The sequence below is a fragment of the Sphingopyxis sp. MC1 genome, from assembly GCF_000371385.1.
GTDB lineage: Bacteria > Pseudomonadota > Alphaproteobacteria > Sphingomonadales > Sphingomonadaceae > Sphingopyxis > Sphingopyxis terrae.
This window is the reverse complement of record NZ_AOUN01000015.1, coordinates 54,546-67,927: the sequence shown is the minus strand read 5'-3', so window position 1 is coordinate 67,927 and position 13,382 is coordinate 54,546. Positions and strand designations below refer to the sequence as shown.

General features: G+C 64.5%; 19 protein-coding genes and 1 tRNA gene. 8 read left to right on the top strand and 12 right to left on the bottom strand.

Annotated elements, in window-relative coordinates; genetic code table 11:
• Positions 1 to 53: 53 nt before the first annotated feature.
• Positions 54 to 920: a hypothetical protein gene (locus tag EBMC1_RS14795; RefSeq protein ID WP_003049546.1), complete on the top strand. Its 867-nt coding sequence runs from the start codon at positions 54 to 56 to the stop codon at positions 918 to 920.
• Positions 913 to 1,686: a hypothetical protein gene (locus EBMC1_RS14790; RefSeq protein WP_040590548.1), complete on the top strand. Its 774-nt coding sequence runs from the start codon at positions 913 to 915 to the stop codon at positions 1,684 to 1,686. The genes EBMC1_RS14795 and EBMC1_RS14790 overlap by 8 nt, the downstream gene beginning before the upstream one ends.
• Positions 1,687 to 1,975: 289 nt before the next feature.
• Here EBMC1_RS14790 and EBMC1_RS14785 read toward each other — a convergent pair.
• Positions 1,976 to 2,052, bottom strand: a tRNA-Arg gene (locus tag EBMC1_RS14785).
• 72 nt (positions 2,053 to 2,124) lie between these two features.
• Here EBMC1_RS14785 and EBMC1_RS14780 point away from each other — a divergent pair.
• Both EBMC1_RS14780 and EBMC1_RS14775 read left to right on the top strand, forming a co-directional pair.
• On the top strand, positions 2,125 to 2,871 hold the full coding sequence (locus tag EBMC1_RS14780) for a queuosine precursor transporter (RefSeq protein WP_003049541.1): 747 nt from the start codon (positions 2,125 to 2,127) through the stop codon (positions 2,869 to 2,871).
• Between the two features lie 5 nt (positions 2,872 to 2,876).
• Complete coding sequence (locus EBMC1_RS14775) at positions 2,877 to 3,266, top strand: hypothetical protein (protein ID WP_003049537.1); 390 nt, start codon at positions 2,877 to 2,879, stop codon at positions 3,264 to 3,266.
• Here EBMC1_RS14775 and purQ read toward each other — a convergent pair.
• Positions 3,228 to 3,893, bottom strand: coding sequence for a phosphoribosylformylglycinamidine synthase subunit PurQ (gene purQ / locus EBMC1_RS14770; RefSeq protein WP_003049534.1), 666 nt, complete (start codon positions 3,891 to 3,893; stop codon positions 3,228 to 3,230). The two genes, EBMC1_RS14775 and purQ, sit on opposite strands and share 39 nt — an antisense overlap.
• 22 nt (positions 3,894 to 3,915) lie before the next feature.
• Entirely contained in the window at positions 3,916 to 4,146 is a 231-nt protein-coding gene (purS, locus tag EBMC1_RS14765; RefSeq protein WP_003049530.1) for a phosphoribosylformylglycinamidine synthase subunit PurS, read from the bottom strand.
• A gap of 198 nt (positions 4,147 to 4,344) precedes the next feature.
• Between purS and EBMC1_RS14760 the strand changes: the two genes are divergently transcribed.
• From EBMC1_RS14760 to EBMC1_RS14750, 3 genes are all read left to right on the top strand, one after another.
• Positions 4,345 to 4,518: a (2Fe-2S)-binding protein gene (locus EBMC1_RS14760; protein ID WP_003049527.1), complete on the top strand. Its 174-nt coding sequence runs from the start codon at positions 4,345 to 4,347 to the stop codon at positions 4,516 to 4,518.
• A 99-nt stretch (positions 4,519 to 4,617) separates the two neighbouring features.
• A complete protein-coding gene (bfr, locus tag EBMC1_RS14755; protein ID WP_003049525.1) occupies positions 4,618 to 5,100 on the top strand; it encodes a bacterioferritin in 483 nt (160 codons plus the stop codon).
• A 164-nt stretch (positions 5,101 to 5,264) separates the two neighbouring features.
• On the top strand, positions 5,265 to 5,735 hold the full coding sequence (locus EBMC1_RS14750; RefSeq protein WP_003049522.1) for a hypothetical protein: 471 nt from the start codon (positions 5,265 to 5,267) through the stop codon (positions 5,733 to 5,735).
• A 63-nt stretch (positions 5,736 to 5,798) separates the two neighbouring features.
• Here EBMC1_RS14750 and EBMC1_RS14745 read toward each other — a convergent pair whose 3' ends face one another.
• The 7 genes from EBMC1_RS14745 to EBMC1_RS14715 are packed head-to-tail and all read right to left on the bottom strand — an operon-like array spanning position 5,799 to position 11,245.
• Positions 5,799 to 6,392: a VOC family protein gene (locus EBMC1_RS14745; protein WP_058812516.1), complete on the bottom strand. Its 594-nt coding sequence runs from the start codon at positions 6,390 to 6,392 to the stop codon at positions 5,799 to 5,801.
• Between the two features lie 19 nt (positions 6,393 to 6,411).
• Entirely contained in the window at positions 6,412 to 7,035 is a 624-nt protein-coding gene (locus EBMC1_RS14740; RefSeq protein ID WP_231292940.1) for a glutathione S-transferase family protein, read from the bottom strand.
• Positions 7,036 to 7,088: 53 nt separating this feature from the next.
• Positions 7,089 to 8,003, bottom strand: coding sequence for an SMP-30/gluconolactonase/LRE family protein (locus tag EBMC1_RS14735; RefSeq protein WP_003049514.1), 915 nt, complete (start codon positions 8,001 to 8,003; stop codon positions 7,089 to 7,091).
• Entirely contained in the window at positions 8,000 to 8,647 is a 648-nt protein-coding gene (locus tag EBMC1_RS14730; protein ID WP_003049511.1) for a carboxymuconolactone decarboxylase family protein, read from the bottom strand. The genes EBMC1_RS14735 and EBMC1_RS14730 overlap by 4 nt, the downstream gene beginning before the upstream one ends.
• A 12-nt stretch (positions 8,648 to 8,659) precedes the next feature.
• Positions 8,660 to 9,055, bottom strand: coding sequence for a nuclear transport factor 2 family protein (locus EBMC1_RS14725; RefSeq protein ID WP_003049508.1), 396 nt, complete (start codon positions 9,053 to 9,055; stop codon positions 8,660 to 8,662).
• 10 nt (positions 9,056 to 9,065) lie between these two features.
• Positions 9,066 to 9,953 (bottom strand): SDR family NAD(P)-dependent oxidoreductase, encoded by an 888-nt coding sequence (locus EBMC1_RS14720; RefSeq protein WP_003049506.1) that lies wholly within the window; start codon positions 9,951 to 9,953, stop codon positions 9,066 to 9,068.
• Positions 9,950 to 11,245 (bottom strand): spinster family MFS transporter, encoded by a 1,296-nt coding sequence (locus EBMC1_RS14715; RefSeq protein ID WP_003049504.1) that lies wholly within the window; start codon positions 11,243 to 11,245, stop codon positions 9,950 to 9,952. Before EBMC1_RS14715 ends, EBMC1_RS14720 begins: the two co-directional genes overlap by 4 nt.
• A gap of 104 nt (positions 11,246 to 11,349) precedes the next feature.
• On the opposite strand from EBMC1_RS14715, the gene EBMC1_RS14710 reads away from it, so the two are divergent.
• The gene (locus EBMC1_RS14710; RefSeq protein ID WP_003049502.1) at positions 11,350 to 12,117 is read left to right on the top strand and encodes an SDR family NAD(P)-dependent oxidoreductase; all 768 of its coding nucleotides are present in this window, start codon (positions 11,350 to 11,352) and stop codon (positions 12,115 to 12,117) included.
• A gap of 60 nt (positions 12,118 to 12,177) precedes the next feature.
• Here the strand turns inward: EBMC1_RS14710 and EBMC1_RS14705 are convergent, their stop codons facing one another.
• A complete protein-coding gene (locus EBMC1_RS14705) occupies positions 12,178 to 12,888 on the bottom strand; it encodes a glutathione S-transferase N-terminal domain-containing protein (RefSeq protein ID WP_003049501.1) in 711 nt (236 codons plus the stop codon).
• Positions 12,885 to 13,382, bottom strand: a complete 498-nt coding sequence (locus tag EBMC1_RS14700; RefSeq protein WP_003049498.1) for a nuclear transport factor 2 family protein — start codon at positions 13,380 to 13,382, stop codon at positions 12,885 to 12,887. Before EBMC1_RS14700 ends, EBMC1_RS14705 begins: the two co-directional genes overlap by 4 nt.

Below are 13,382 nucleotides of genomic sequence, written 5' to 3'. Positions count from 1 at the left end.
GCTCAACCCGAACCAATGCGCATCGATACCCCTAATCAGACTGGAGAAGAGGCATGACCAAAAAGTCCACCAAGTCCACCGCGCTCGTCCCGACCGGAAAGCATAAGACGCCCGTCAAACGAAAGGCTGCCGCGCTTGCTGTCGTGCCCGCCACGAACGACACGCTGCTGTCGATCGTCGACTCCGAACTCGCTCTGGCAAAACTAATCGGCGTTGGAGGCGAAGTCGCGCGAGAAGGCGGCGTCGGTCTCGTCAGCGGCCGCGCCTATGCAACCCGCGAATGCGTCGTTCCCGCGGAAGAAATATTCTACGATCAGGCCGCGCGGCCCGGCGGCAAGGGGCCGTGGCTTGGTGAGGCGGACAAGGTGAGCTGGCGCGATGCGGCGAGCGGATACGACTGCATCATGTTGCGCGACACAGAGGACGGCTTTCTGTCAGGATACGTCGGCGTCCCGCGCGATCACCCTCTCTGGGGCTGGGATGCCGACGCAGTTCCGCCGGACATCGGGATCGAGGTGCATGGCGGTTTGACCTATTCACGACTGTGCGAGGAAGGCCCGAGTCCGGCGCGTCGGTTAGCCGTTGAGGCGCGACGCATCTGCCACGTGACAATACGACCGGCGGTCTACCATCCGGTAGAACACGCAACCGACTACCGGGTCGAAGATTCGCATGCGTGGTGGTTCGGCTTCAGTTGCGATCATGCCTACGATCTTATTCCGAACGCTAGGCCGAATTCGTCCGGATCGAAGTCGTCGGAGCTTGCACGGATATATCGCGACGACGCATATGTTGTCAGGGAAACGATCGCCCTCGCGGCTCAGCTGCAAGCAATCGCCGAAGGAGGCGCGGCGCCCGTGCGCGATGGCGCGCCGCCGCCGCTCAGCCTCGATCCTGGTCGCGGGGGTCGCCGTGGCTGACTTTGAGCGTCACGTCGGCGAACTCCCGTGGGGCTGGTGGCTTCGAGCCAATCCGCGCGGCTTCGAGGATGAGGCTGGGCGAAATTGGGCAAGCGTCAGGGACGCCTTCTGGGAAGGTGAACTTGGCTTCCCGCCGGTCCACTTCGTGCCCGAGCAGCATGAACTGATGCTGAGGGTGATGACCGCGATAAAATCGATGTGGTGCGGCGAGGAGCGTCAGCACGACATTTTTGGCGGGGACATGATGTTCTGGCGTTTCTATCAGTGCTGGCTCGCCAGCATCGGAATGGTCGGGAAATCGAACGAGAGGAATTTTTTCGACGGGGGACTGACCTCTTTGGGGAATTCGGTCCTCATGATGCTGCAGGCCACGCGCGAGCCGGAATTCGAGCGCTTGCCAATGTCGGCGGTTGTCGCCGCGGTAAGTGCGAGCAAGAGGCTGGACGCCGAGGCACGAGAGCGTGCGCTGATCACCTTTGAGCAGCAGGTTGGATTTCGTCGCCATCTGTTCGCGCGCGAAGATTTCGGAAGTCGATACCTGGTGACGTTGACCGGACTTAAGGTTGGCGCGCGGATGCCGACGCGCAATATCGCGTGGTCGCAGTCATTCGCCGATGCAAAATCACGTGATGACCTCTTCGCCTGGCTCGCCGAGCGAGTGCACCGTTGGGATGATTGGGGTGAAATCGCTTACCGAAAGGGCGCGTCTGCGCTTACAAGCCGTTTGTTGTCGATCATCGTCGGAGCGGGCGGTCTGGCTCGATGACCGATCAACTCTCGGAGAGTGCAATTTAGGAATCCTCAATCCGCCGAAGCTCGGCGCTGAGCTCTGAGGCGGCCGCCGTCGAAGCGTCGCAACAGGTAACCTCTAGTCGCCTTCTTCAAGTGCACAAATCAAGGAAATTTCGCGTAATCGGTGGACCTTCGCATGTTGCGCCGGACACGATCGCCCCTCCGAAAATTTCGCATTGCCTCAATGCTTGTCGTTCAATCGAACAAGCCGGTCCATTCTTGTGCACCGTAGGTGCATCTCAAATGAAACCGGACAATGGAAATGGCGCGCCCGGCAGGATTCGAACCTGCGACCACCCGCTTAGAAGGCGGGTGCTCTATCCAGCTGAGCTACGGGCGCGTGCACCAAGGCTGTGGATCGCGCGAATAGCGTGGTTTGCGGGGGCTGCAAAGCGGGTTAAGCAATGCGGCGATGACCGAGTCTCCGCCGCCCGCCCATCCCGTGCACGTCCGCGCCGCCAGCGTGCACCAGTTCCGCTATTATGATCTGATGATGGCGGCGTTCGTCGCGATCCTGTTGCTCAGCAACATCATCGGGGCATCGAAGCCGAGTTATGTCACCCTGCCCTGGGGTACCGAATGGGCGTTCGGCGCGGGCGTGCTCTTCTTTCCGATCAGCTATATCATCGGCGACGTCCTGACCGAGGTTTATGGCTATGCGCGCGCGCGGCGGGTGATCTGGACCGGGTTCGCCGCGCTCGTCTTCATGGCGTTCATGGCATGGGTCGTCGTCGCGCTGCCGCCGGCGCGCGACTGGCCGGGGCAAGCGGCCTATGAGTTCGTGTTCGGCAACAGCTGGCGCATTGTGATCGCCTCGATGACCGCCTTCTGGGTCGGCGAATTCGCCAACAGCTATGTCCTCGCGCGCATGAAGCTGTGGACCGAAGGCCGGCATCTGTGGATGCGCACCATCGGGTCGACGATCGTCGGCCAGGGGCTCGACAGCCTGATCTTCTACCCGCTCGCCTTTTACGGGCTCGCCGGCTGGCCGCCCGAGCAGCTTTATCAGGTCGTGCTGTCGCAATGGTTCATCAAGACCGCCTGGGAGGCGGCGCTGACCCCCGTCACCTATCTGGTGGTCGGCACGCTCAAGCGCCGCGAGGGCGTCGACGTGTTTGACGAGGGAACCGATTTCACCCCCTTCCGCGCCAAGGTCTGATCCGCGTGACGCTGACCCTGCTCGCCGCGCTGTTCGAGGAGCGCAAGCTGTCGATCGTCTCCTCGGTCGGGCTCGGCAAGGATGCGCTGCATATCTATTTCGGGCTGGCGCTGTTTCTGGCGGTGCGGCTGGTCTGGCGGCGGCGCGGTGGCGGACTGATCGCCTGGGGCGCGGTACTTGTCATGGCGTGCGGCGGCGAATGGCTCGACCTTCAGGCCGAGATCGGCCGCTCGGCGATCCAGCCCGACGCGGCGCACTGGCACGATATCTGGAACACGATGTTCTGGCCGACGATGCTGCTGATCGTCGGCCGCTGGCTGGAGCCGCGCGCCGACGCGCCAGCGCAAGCGGTCATATCAGGCGAGAACGCCGAGCGCGGCCTCGAACAGGCGTAGCCCGTCGGTGCCGCCATGCGCGCGGTCGATCGCGCGTTCGGGGTGCGGCATCATGCCGAGCACATTGCCCGCATCGTTGAGCACGCCGGCGATGGCGCGCGCCGAACCGTTGACGCTGTCGGCATAGCGAAAAGCCACGCGCCCCTCGCCCTCGATCCGGTCGAGCGTATCGGCGTCGGCGAAATAATTGCCGTCATGATGGGCGACGGGGATATGGATCGTCTCGTCCGCGCCATAGGCAGCGGTGAACAGCGACTGGCTGTTCGCGACCGTCAGCGGCACCGTGCGGCAGACGAAATTGAGGCCCGCGTTGCGCATCAGCGCGCCGGGCAGCAACTGTGCCTCGGTCAACACCTGAAAGCCGTTGCACACGCCCAGCACCGGCACGCCGCGCGCCGCGGCATCGGCGACGGCGCGCAGGATCGGCGAGCGCGCCGCCATCGCGCCCGAGCGCAGATAATCGCCATAGGAAAAGCCGCCAGGCAGCGCGATGAAATCGGTGCCGTCCGGAAGCGCCGTCTCGCGGTGCCAAACCATCGCGGGCTTGACGCCGGTCACGGTTTCGAGCGCGACGGCCATGTCGCGATCGCAGTTGGAGCCGGGAAAGACGATGACGGCGGTCTTCATGAGCAAGGCTCCTTCGCGGCGGTCAGGCGCGTTCGATGCGGTAGTTTTCGATCACCGTGTTGGCGAGCAGCTTTGCGCACATCGCGTCGAGATCGGCATCGGTGGTGCCGTCGGCCACGTCGAGTTCGATGAAGCGTCCGGCGCGCACATCGGCCACGCCGCCGAAGCCCAGCCCTTCGAGCGCATGATGGATCGCCTTGCCCTGCGGGTCGAGCACCCCGGGTTTGAGCGTCACATAGACATTCACTTTCATGGGCGCGTACCTTCATGTTTCGGCCGGGCGGGTTTCGGGCCGGCGAGGATGGGCGCGCCTATGCCCGCGAATCGTCGCGCGAGCAAGGGGCCAGCGCGGCAAATCGGCCGCACCAGGGAAATGCGAACCGCTCGCAACTTTCCTGTTGCGAATCCCTCGCACTATCCCTAGATCGGCCTTGTTGAGAAGGATTCGCACATGGTCGTCTGTGTCTGCAACGCAATAAGGGAACGCGATTTGCGCGACGTCGCAAAGGACGGGCAGTTGCGCTGCGCCAAGGCCGCCTATGCGCAATTGGGTCGCAAACCCAAATGCGGCCAATGCCTGCCTTTCGCTCGCAATATCATCAGCGACATTACGGCGACCGCCTGAATTTTTCCAAGATTTCCGCCACTTTTCGGCTTGGCCTGAACGGGTCCGGGCGCCTATAATCCTGTCTTCTTACCCCACCCGACAAGGACAGGACGGACAATGAAGGGCGACCCCAAGGTCATCGATTTTCTCAACGAAGCGCTCAAGAACGAGCTGACGGCGATCAACCAATATTGGCTGCACTATCGCATGCTCGACAATTGGGGCGTTGCGCGCCTTGCGCATTTCGAGCGCGAGGAATCGATCGACGAGATGAAGCACGCCGACAAGCTGGCCGACCGCATCCTGTTTCTGGGCGGCCTGCCCAATTTTCAGCTGCTCGGACGGCTGCGCGTCGGCGAAACGGTCGAAGAGATCCTCAAGGCCGACCTCGCGCTCGAGGAAGAAGCGATCCCGCTGCTCAAGGACGCGATCGCGCATAGCGAAAGCGTGCGCGACTATGTCAGCCGCGATCTGTTCGCCGACATTCTGGAAAGCGAAGAGCATCATGTCGACGAGCTGGAAAAGCAGTTCGAGATGATCGAGCGCATGGGAATGGAAAATTACGTCCAGCTCCAGTCGAAGCCCGCCGGCGACGACTGACGCCGGACCGGCCAAAATCCGCGGATTTTTGGGGGCGCCTGCGGGCGCCTCATTTTTCGCTTGTTTTTGCGACTGATTATCAATGGCACTGTTTACGCAGTCCCCTCCTGCCGGCTGCTGCGGCCCTGCGGCAGCCGGCATCTTTTTCGGAGGAACCGGGCTGCATGCCGATGCGCCGCGGATTTGGGCCGTCGATGGGAGGAATGATGGAAACCAGCACGCTCGTCCGCCGCCTGACCGAACAGCCGTTCGTGCGCGACCTGCCGGTCGATGCGGCGCAGGCGGTCCTCGCGCTGCGCTATTGCGTGCTGTGCCATCGCAGCGAGCGCGACCCGATGCCCGAACTCGAACGGCGCTGGGGCAACATCCTCGCGGCGCGCCGCTACCGTCTCGTCGTGGAGGCGATCGGTCATTGCTGGCCCGACCCCTTCGCGGTCGCCCCGCCCTGCTGTCCGCGCGCCAGCTTCGACGAAGCGTTGCTCGCGGCGCTGGTCGGTGTCGCCGGTCGCGACGACCGCGCAGCGTTCGACTGGCTCAGCGCCGAAATGCTGGGCGGCGACGCGCGCGAAATGCTATTCGTCGCGCTCGGCAATTTCCTCCGCGCCAAGGCGCCGCGCCGCGCGCCGAATGATTAGCGCTCGGGCACAAAATGGGCCCGGCACAGCGGCCGGGCCCGAGGAGTGTTTCGCTATTTCGGCTTATTCGGCGGGAACCGGCTTGCGTGCGGTGATCATGCCTTCGACCTTCGTTCCGTCCGCACGGACCGGGTCGTGCGCGACGTCGCTGTCGTCGAACACCTTCGTCCAAGCCGCAAATTCGAGGCACACGCCGTCGGGGTCGAAGAAATAGACCGAACGGACGAACACATCGTCGTTCATCTCGTCCGACGATTGCGTCGGCGAATTGTCGTGGTTCAGGATCTTGGTGACCTTGACGCCCTTTTCGACGAGGCGGTCGTAATATTCATCAAAGCGCTCGGCGGGCACGTTGATCGCGATATGGTTCATCGATCCGTGCGCCGACATGAAATTGCCCTGCGTCGGCAGCGCTTCGGGCGCCGAAATTCCCGGCACCGCTTCGGGCGCACCGTCGAACCAGAAGAAGGCCAGGCTGTCGCCGTTGCCGATATCGAAGAAGAAATGCTGGCCGCGATTGCCCGGCAGGTCGATCGTCTTGGTCAGCGGCATGCCCAGGATGTCGCGGTAGAATTCGACCGTCCTGGCCATGTCCTTGCACACAAGCGCGAGGTGGTTGACCCCGCAAAATTCGAATTCCTTGTTTGCTTCTGCCATCATCCGTCTCCTTTGCGTCTCAGTTCGAATTGGCGCCGGGCCGGGCCTTCATGCCCTGGTACCAGCGCAGGATATTCTTGTTTTCGGGGTCGAGCGGCTGACCGACACTTGCGCCGAAATCGAGGAAAGCGAAGAGCATGATGTCGGCGAGCGTCAGCCGGTCGCCGGCGATGAACGCGCGATCGGCGATGAGCGGATCGAGCCATTTGAGCCCGTCCTGCGCCATCGCCTTCAGCCCCGCCGCGGCTTCGGGCAGACAACGCATGCGCGGCTCGAACAGCGGCAGTCCCTCCGCAAAGCGAAAGCCGTTGGTCAGTGGTTCACAAATCTTGAGGTCGACGCGCCGCGTCCACATCCGCGTCACCGCGCGCTCTTCGGCCGTCGTGCCGATCAGCGCCGGATCGGGAAAGCGCTCCTCAAGATATTCGCAGATCGCGGTAATCTCGGTCAGCACCGTGCCGTCGTCGAGCTCGAGTGCGGGGGTCTGCCCCGCCGGGTTCACGCTGCTGTTATAGGGCGGCCGCCGGTTTTCACCGCCGCGCAGATCGACCTCGACCTCGGGCAGGCTGATCCCCTTTTCCGCCATGAACAGTTTCACGACACGGGGATTGGGGCCGACGCTATTGTAGAATTTCATGGCCATCCTCTCAAGATCCTTCTAGCAGCTTCCCGCATAACCGTCAACTTAATTGACGGTTATGCGGGAGCCAGTCCGGGGCGCGGCCAGCGGACGCGGTAGAGCGCCCCGGTGGTCGAGGCGGTGATATAGGCGTCGCGCCGATCGGCCCCGCCAAACGCGATGTTGGTCACGCCGATATCGGGAAGCGGCAGAAACTCCGACCCGCCGCCATCGGGATCGAAGATGGTGATGCCGCCTTCGACCATTGTGCCGACGCAGATGCGGCCGCCTTCCTCGACCGCAAGGCTGTCGAGCAGGCGGAAGGCGGGCGGCGTACCGACGAACCGCCCCGGCGCCCACGGCGGCGGCGGCGCAAGCTGGCCCGGTGCCACCACGTCCATCGCCCAGACGCGCGCGGTCATGGTTTCGCTGACATAGAGCGTCTTGCCGTCGGGGGAGAGGCCGATGCCGTTCGGACCGATCATCTCGGCGCGCTGGCGCGTGATCGAGGAGCCGTCGATGCCGGCGTAGTAGATGGCGCCATGATCGCGCCCGCTGCCGCGCACCTGACCATGGTCGGTAAACCAGAAGCCGCCCTCGCGGTCGAAGACGATGTCGTTCGGCCCCTTCAGCCGCTCACCGTCGAAGCTGTCGTAGAGCGTCGTCACCGCCCCGCTGGCGAGGTCGACCCGCTGGATCGCACCGCAGGCGGCGTCGTGCGCGGCATGACCGGGAAAAAGCAGCGCCCCCGCCCGGGTCCACTGGAACCCGCCATTGTTGCAGACATAGGCGGCGCCATCGGGACCGATCGCCACCCCATTGGGCCCGCCGCCGAGCTCGGCCACGACCGACAGGCTTCCGTCCGGGGCGACGCGGGTCAGCGTGCCGCGCGCAATCTCGACGAGCAGCACCGACCCGTCGGGCATCGGCACCGGCCCTTCGGGAAAGTGCAGGCCGGTGGCGACGACCTCGGGCGCGCCGAAGTCGCTCATTCGGGTTTCGACCGCGGCGCGCTCAGGAAGTCGGCGGCATCGAAGCCTTCGGGGGCCGCGACCTCAACGATCGGATCTTCACGCGCGTCAAACTCCATGCGCAGCGCGCGGGTGATGACCGCGTGCATATCATAGAGGCAGGTGATGTAGGTGAATTCGAAAATCTGCTCGTCGTTCCAGAAGGTCTTGAGCTTGTCGAACACCGCCGTCGGGACGCGGCCGTTCGCCTGGCTGAGGCAATCGGCATAGGCAAGGACGGCGCGTTCCTGATCATTATAGCAATCGGCGACCTGCCAATGGGCGATCGATGCGATCTTCTCTTCGCTAACCCCCAGGCCGCGCAGCGACTTGCAATGCTGCGAAAAGACAAACTGGCTGCCCTTCACCCAGCCCGCGCGCGTCTGCCCAAGCTCGCGCAGCACCGGGTCGATCGAACGCGCCGGATTGCGATAGACCGCGAAACCGTCGACCGCATGTTTGAAGATGTCGGGCGACAGCGCATAGACGGTCCACCAATCGCCCGGCGTGCCGGTCGCGGTGCCGGGTTCGGCCACCGGGTCGCGGTCGCCGAACAGGCGCTGATAATAAGCGAGAACGGTCTCGTCGGTCACTTCGGACCGGGGCACCTGGCGCAAGACGGGCATGAAACGGACTCCTCAGGCGTTGGCAAATTTGCGGAATTCGGCGACGTGCGCGCTGTCGAAATATTCGTCGAGGCGCGTGATCCGGCCGTTTTCCACCTTGCAGATAATGGCGCACGGCAGGCGCACCGGGCCGTCGTCGTGAATGCGGCGCCCCTTCAGCACATGCTGCTGGACGAATCCCCCCGGAAAGGTGGTCAGACGGCGGTCGGCATATTCGCGGTCCTTGATGCGCGCGACCATCCCGGCCAGCGTCTGCGCCGTCTGCGCCGGCGTCACGATCAGTTCGTCGGTATTGTGCCAGATCGCGGCATCAGGCGTGAAACTGTTCTGCATCGTTTCGATATCGCCCTGCTCAATCGCGTCGAAAAAGCGCGTCGCCATGGCGCGAATGTCGTCCTGTTCGCTCATCAGTCTCTCCTCAAATCCGCGCGCCGAACATCCGGCCGCCATTGGCCGCGATCAGCCCGTCGATATCGTCGCCCTTGTAATCCGGATCGGCGGATTCGCCGAAGGCGGTCAGCATGTCGCGCGTCACCTGTTCGGCCATCGCCTTCCATTCGGGATGGGTGAAAATCCAATAGTCGCCATGCTCGATCGCCCGGACAACCCGCGCGCCGATCTTTGCCGGGTCCATCCCGCCCGCGAGCACGCCCTGCATGGCCTGGCTGGTCGCCGCCGCGCGGCCGACCTCGACCTGCGCCGGGCGCAGATCGCGCGTCGTTTCGACAATGCGCGTCGCCGACATCCCCGGCATCAGGACCGAAATATCGACGCAGGTGCCCGCAAGCTCGTTGCGCAGCGCCATCGCGATGCCGAGCGTGGCATATTTCGAACTGATATAGGCGACCGAGATCGGCGGCGGCACGATCGCGACCATCGACGATGTGATGATAAGGTGGCTCGCCTCGCCCGATGCCTTCATCGCACCGAGGAAGGTGCGGCAGGCATAAAGATGCGCATGGGCGTTGACGGCATAGTTCCAGCGCCAGACGTCGGTGTCATAATCCTCGAACGGACCCGAACCGCCGCCCACGCCGGCATTGCTGAACAAAATGCGCACCGGGCCGAAAGCCTGCGCGGCGGCACCGGCATCGGCCCAGCTTGCCTCGTCGGTCACATCGAGCTGCAACCCCATCGCCTCGGCCCCCGCGGCGCGCAGGCTTTCCGCCGCCGCTTCCGCGCCCGCTCCGTCGATGTCGGCGAGAATCAGCCGCGCCCCCCTGTCCGCCAGCGCCCGCGCCGTCGCCAGACCAAGCCCGCTCGCGCCGCCGGTGACGAACGCCGTCTTGCCTACAACATCGGTCATTCGGCAAAATCCTGATCGAGGTGGCGCGTCATCGCGAACTGGGCCAGCCCTGCGGCGACCGCAAAGGGAAGGATGGCAAGCAAGGCCCAGCGCAGACTCTCGTCGCCATAGGCCGGCTTGAGGTGATCGCTCACCACGCCGATGAACAGCGGACCGAGGCCGAGGCCGACGATATTGAACATCAGCATCAGCACCGCGGCGGCCGTCGCGCGGCTGCGCGGCGGGGTCAGATTCTGCACCAGCGCCAGCGCCGGCGCGACATAGGCGGTGCAGGCCGCCATCGGGATCAGCATCAGCGCAAGCGACACTTGCCAGCTATCGACGAGGAGCGCCGCGGCGAAGCTGGGTATCAGGACGGCGGTGGCCAAAGCGGGGATCGATCCATAGGCGCGCGGCGATCGCTTCGCGACGTGGCTGACCAGCCAGCCGCCGCCGAGGATGCCGATCCCGAAGGTGATGCCCGCGGCGGGCGCGAACCAGGTCGCCATCGCATCGAGCGGCATGCCTTGCGTCCGCATCAGGAAGGCGGGAATCCAGTTGAGCATGCCATAGCTGACGAAGGCGGCAAGGCCGCTGCCGACCATCACCATGCGCAGCGACCGGCGGCGCACGAACATCGCAAGGCTCTGCCGAAAGGGCAGCGCTTCGTCGGCCGTCTGCTGCTTGTCCATGGCGCCGCGCGCGGGTTCGCGGACCAGCCAGATCAAGAGCGGCGCGACAAGGACGCCAACGACGCCGATGACCAGAAAGGCGTTGCGCCAGCCGATGTTGGCCGCCGCCCAGGCGCCGAAGGCGGCGCCGACGAACACGCCGAACGGACCGTTCAGCGTGAACAGGCCGATCGCCAGCGGCCGGCGATCGGGCGGGTAATAATCGGCGATGACCGACAGCGACGGGGCGGTGCCCCCCGCCTCGCCCGCGCCGACGCCGAAGCGCATCAGCGCCAGTTGCCAGAAGTTCGACACCATACCGCACGCGGCGGTGAAGCCGCTCCACACCACGCAGGCGATACCGATCAGCTTCACCCGGTTCCAGCGATCGGCGATCATCGCGACCGGGACGCCCATCGCCGCATAGAAGAGCGCGAAGGCAAGGCCGGTGAGCAAGCCGAATTGCGTATCGCTGAACTGCATATCGGCGCGGATCGGTTCGACGAGCACCGACAGCAGTTGACGGTCGACGAAGTTGATCGTGCCAACCAGGAACAGCATCGCGAGCGCAAAATTGCGGCGGACGGCGATCGAACGGTCGGCCGGCGCGGCGCCCGCATCAAGGGCGGTGGCTTGCGTCATGGCTCTCCCCAAACATGTGATTCTTGTCGGGTCAAAATACTTAGGTATTTAAGTTTATCTGTCAATGTGCTTTACGGTAAGGCGACATCGAACGGGAGAGAGCAATGGATATCAAGGATAAAACCGCCATCGTTACCGGGGCCGCGAGCGGCATCGGCCGCGCCACCGCTGTCGCGCTTGCCGAGCGCGGTGCCGCCGCGATCGCACTTGTCGACGTCAACGATATCGACCTGCGCGAAACGGCGGGTCGCGTCGAGGCGGCGGGCGCGCGGGCGACGGTCCACCGCCTCGACCTGTCCGACATCGCCGCGACCGAAGCCTGGTTCGCGGCGCATGGCGACGTCGACATTCTCCACAACAATGCCGGGGTCGTATCGGGACTGCCGCAATTTCCCGACGTCGACGCGGCGCGCATCCGCTGGATCATCGACGTCAATGTGACCTCGCTGATCGCCGCGACGCAGATCGCCGTGCAGGCGATGCGCCGCCGCCGCGGCGGGGTGATCGTCAACACCGTGTCGACCGTCGCGCTCGGCACCGGATTCTACGATGCGATGTATGCGACGACCAAAGCGGCAGTGATGATGTTCACCCGCTGCTGCGCGCCGCTGAAGGCCGAATGCAACGTCCGCGTCGCGGGGATGCTGCCGGGCCTTGTCGATACACCCATCCACGACACCACGGGCGCGGGCGGCAAATCGGAGTGGATGGAGCAAGTGCTCGCCAATAATGAAGCGTGCGAACCCAAGGATATCGCGGGCGGCGTCATCGCGCTGATCGAGGACGACGGCCTGGCCGGGGGCGACTGGCTCGCGGTGCGGCGGCTCGCCGGAAAGATCGAATATCAGTGGGGTCATGCCGATACGGTCTGATCCACGCTCGTCATTGCGGGCGAAGCCGCGTCGCTTCGCTCCTCGCAATGGCGCAGGGGGTCAGCGCGTCGGCGCGGCGAGCATATTCTTGCCGAACAGGTTCGACCATTGCTCCTCGGTCAGCACGGGCCGCGCGCTCGCTAGGTTGGCGGCATTCTTGACGTCGGTTCCGGCAATCACCGCCGGCCGCTCGCCCACGCGCGCGAACCAGTCGGCAACGGCAGGATAATCGTCGAGCGTCAGTCCGATCAACTGCACCGCGCGCGCCCAGGGCCAGGCCGCCATGTCGGCGATGCTATATTCCTCGGCCAGATAGTCTGCCTCGGACAGGCGTCCGTTCAGAACATGCAGCAGGCGAACCGTCTCGTTCCGGTAGCGCTCGGTCGGGTAGGTCTGGCCTTCGGGTGCGTAGCGGATGAAATGATGCGCCTGCCCCTGCATCGGCCCGAAGCTGGCCATCTGCCACATCAGCCATTGCTGCGCCTGGCTGCGACGGCGCGGATTTTCGGGCAGGAACTTGCCGCTCTTTTCGGCAAGATAAAGCAGGATCGCGCCGCTTTCGAAGACAGGCAGCGGCGCCCCGCCGCCGATCGGTTCATGGTCGACGATCGCGGGCAGGCGTCCATTGGGGTTGATGCGCCGAAAGTCGGGGGTCAGATGATCGCCCGCGAGCACATCCATCTTGAGCAGGCGGTGCGGCAAGCCCGTCTCTTCGAGCATGATCGAAACCTTGTGCCCGTTGGGCGTGGGGGTGAAATAAACCTCGATCATGCAATTCCTCTTTCGGCAAAACGGGCGCGGGCGGCGGCAAATGCGGCTTCGAAGGCGGGCTTCCCCGCGGGGTAGCCCGCAACGGTGAGCGTGACACCCGCGATCCGCCACCGCCCGTCGCGGATCAGATGGTGGGTGTAATGACCGACAAGGTCGCCCATCAGCGCGGCGCCATCGACGGCAATGAAGTGGGCGGCATCGACGATGCCCGTCACCACGGCGCGATCGCCCTCGATCTCGGCGCGCAGATTGTGCAGCCGGTGCGCGGTCGCGTCGAAACCCTCGAGCGCGCGGCAGCGGCGCGTCCATTCATCGGCATCGATCGTCGCGACGATCGACCCGATCGCGCCATAGTCGATCGCGATCCGGTCGGCGAACAGCGCGCGATACGCGCCCCAGTCGCGCGCATCGAGCGCGGCGGCATAAGCGGTCACGACCGCCACCGCCGCTTCCCGGTCAAGGAAAGCGTCGATAGCGGTCGCGTCCGTCGGCAT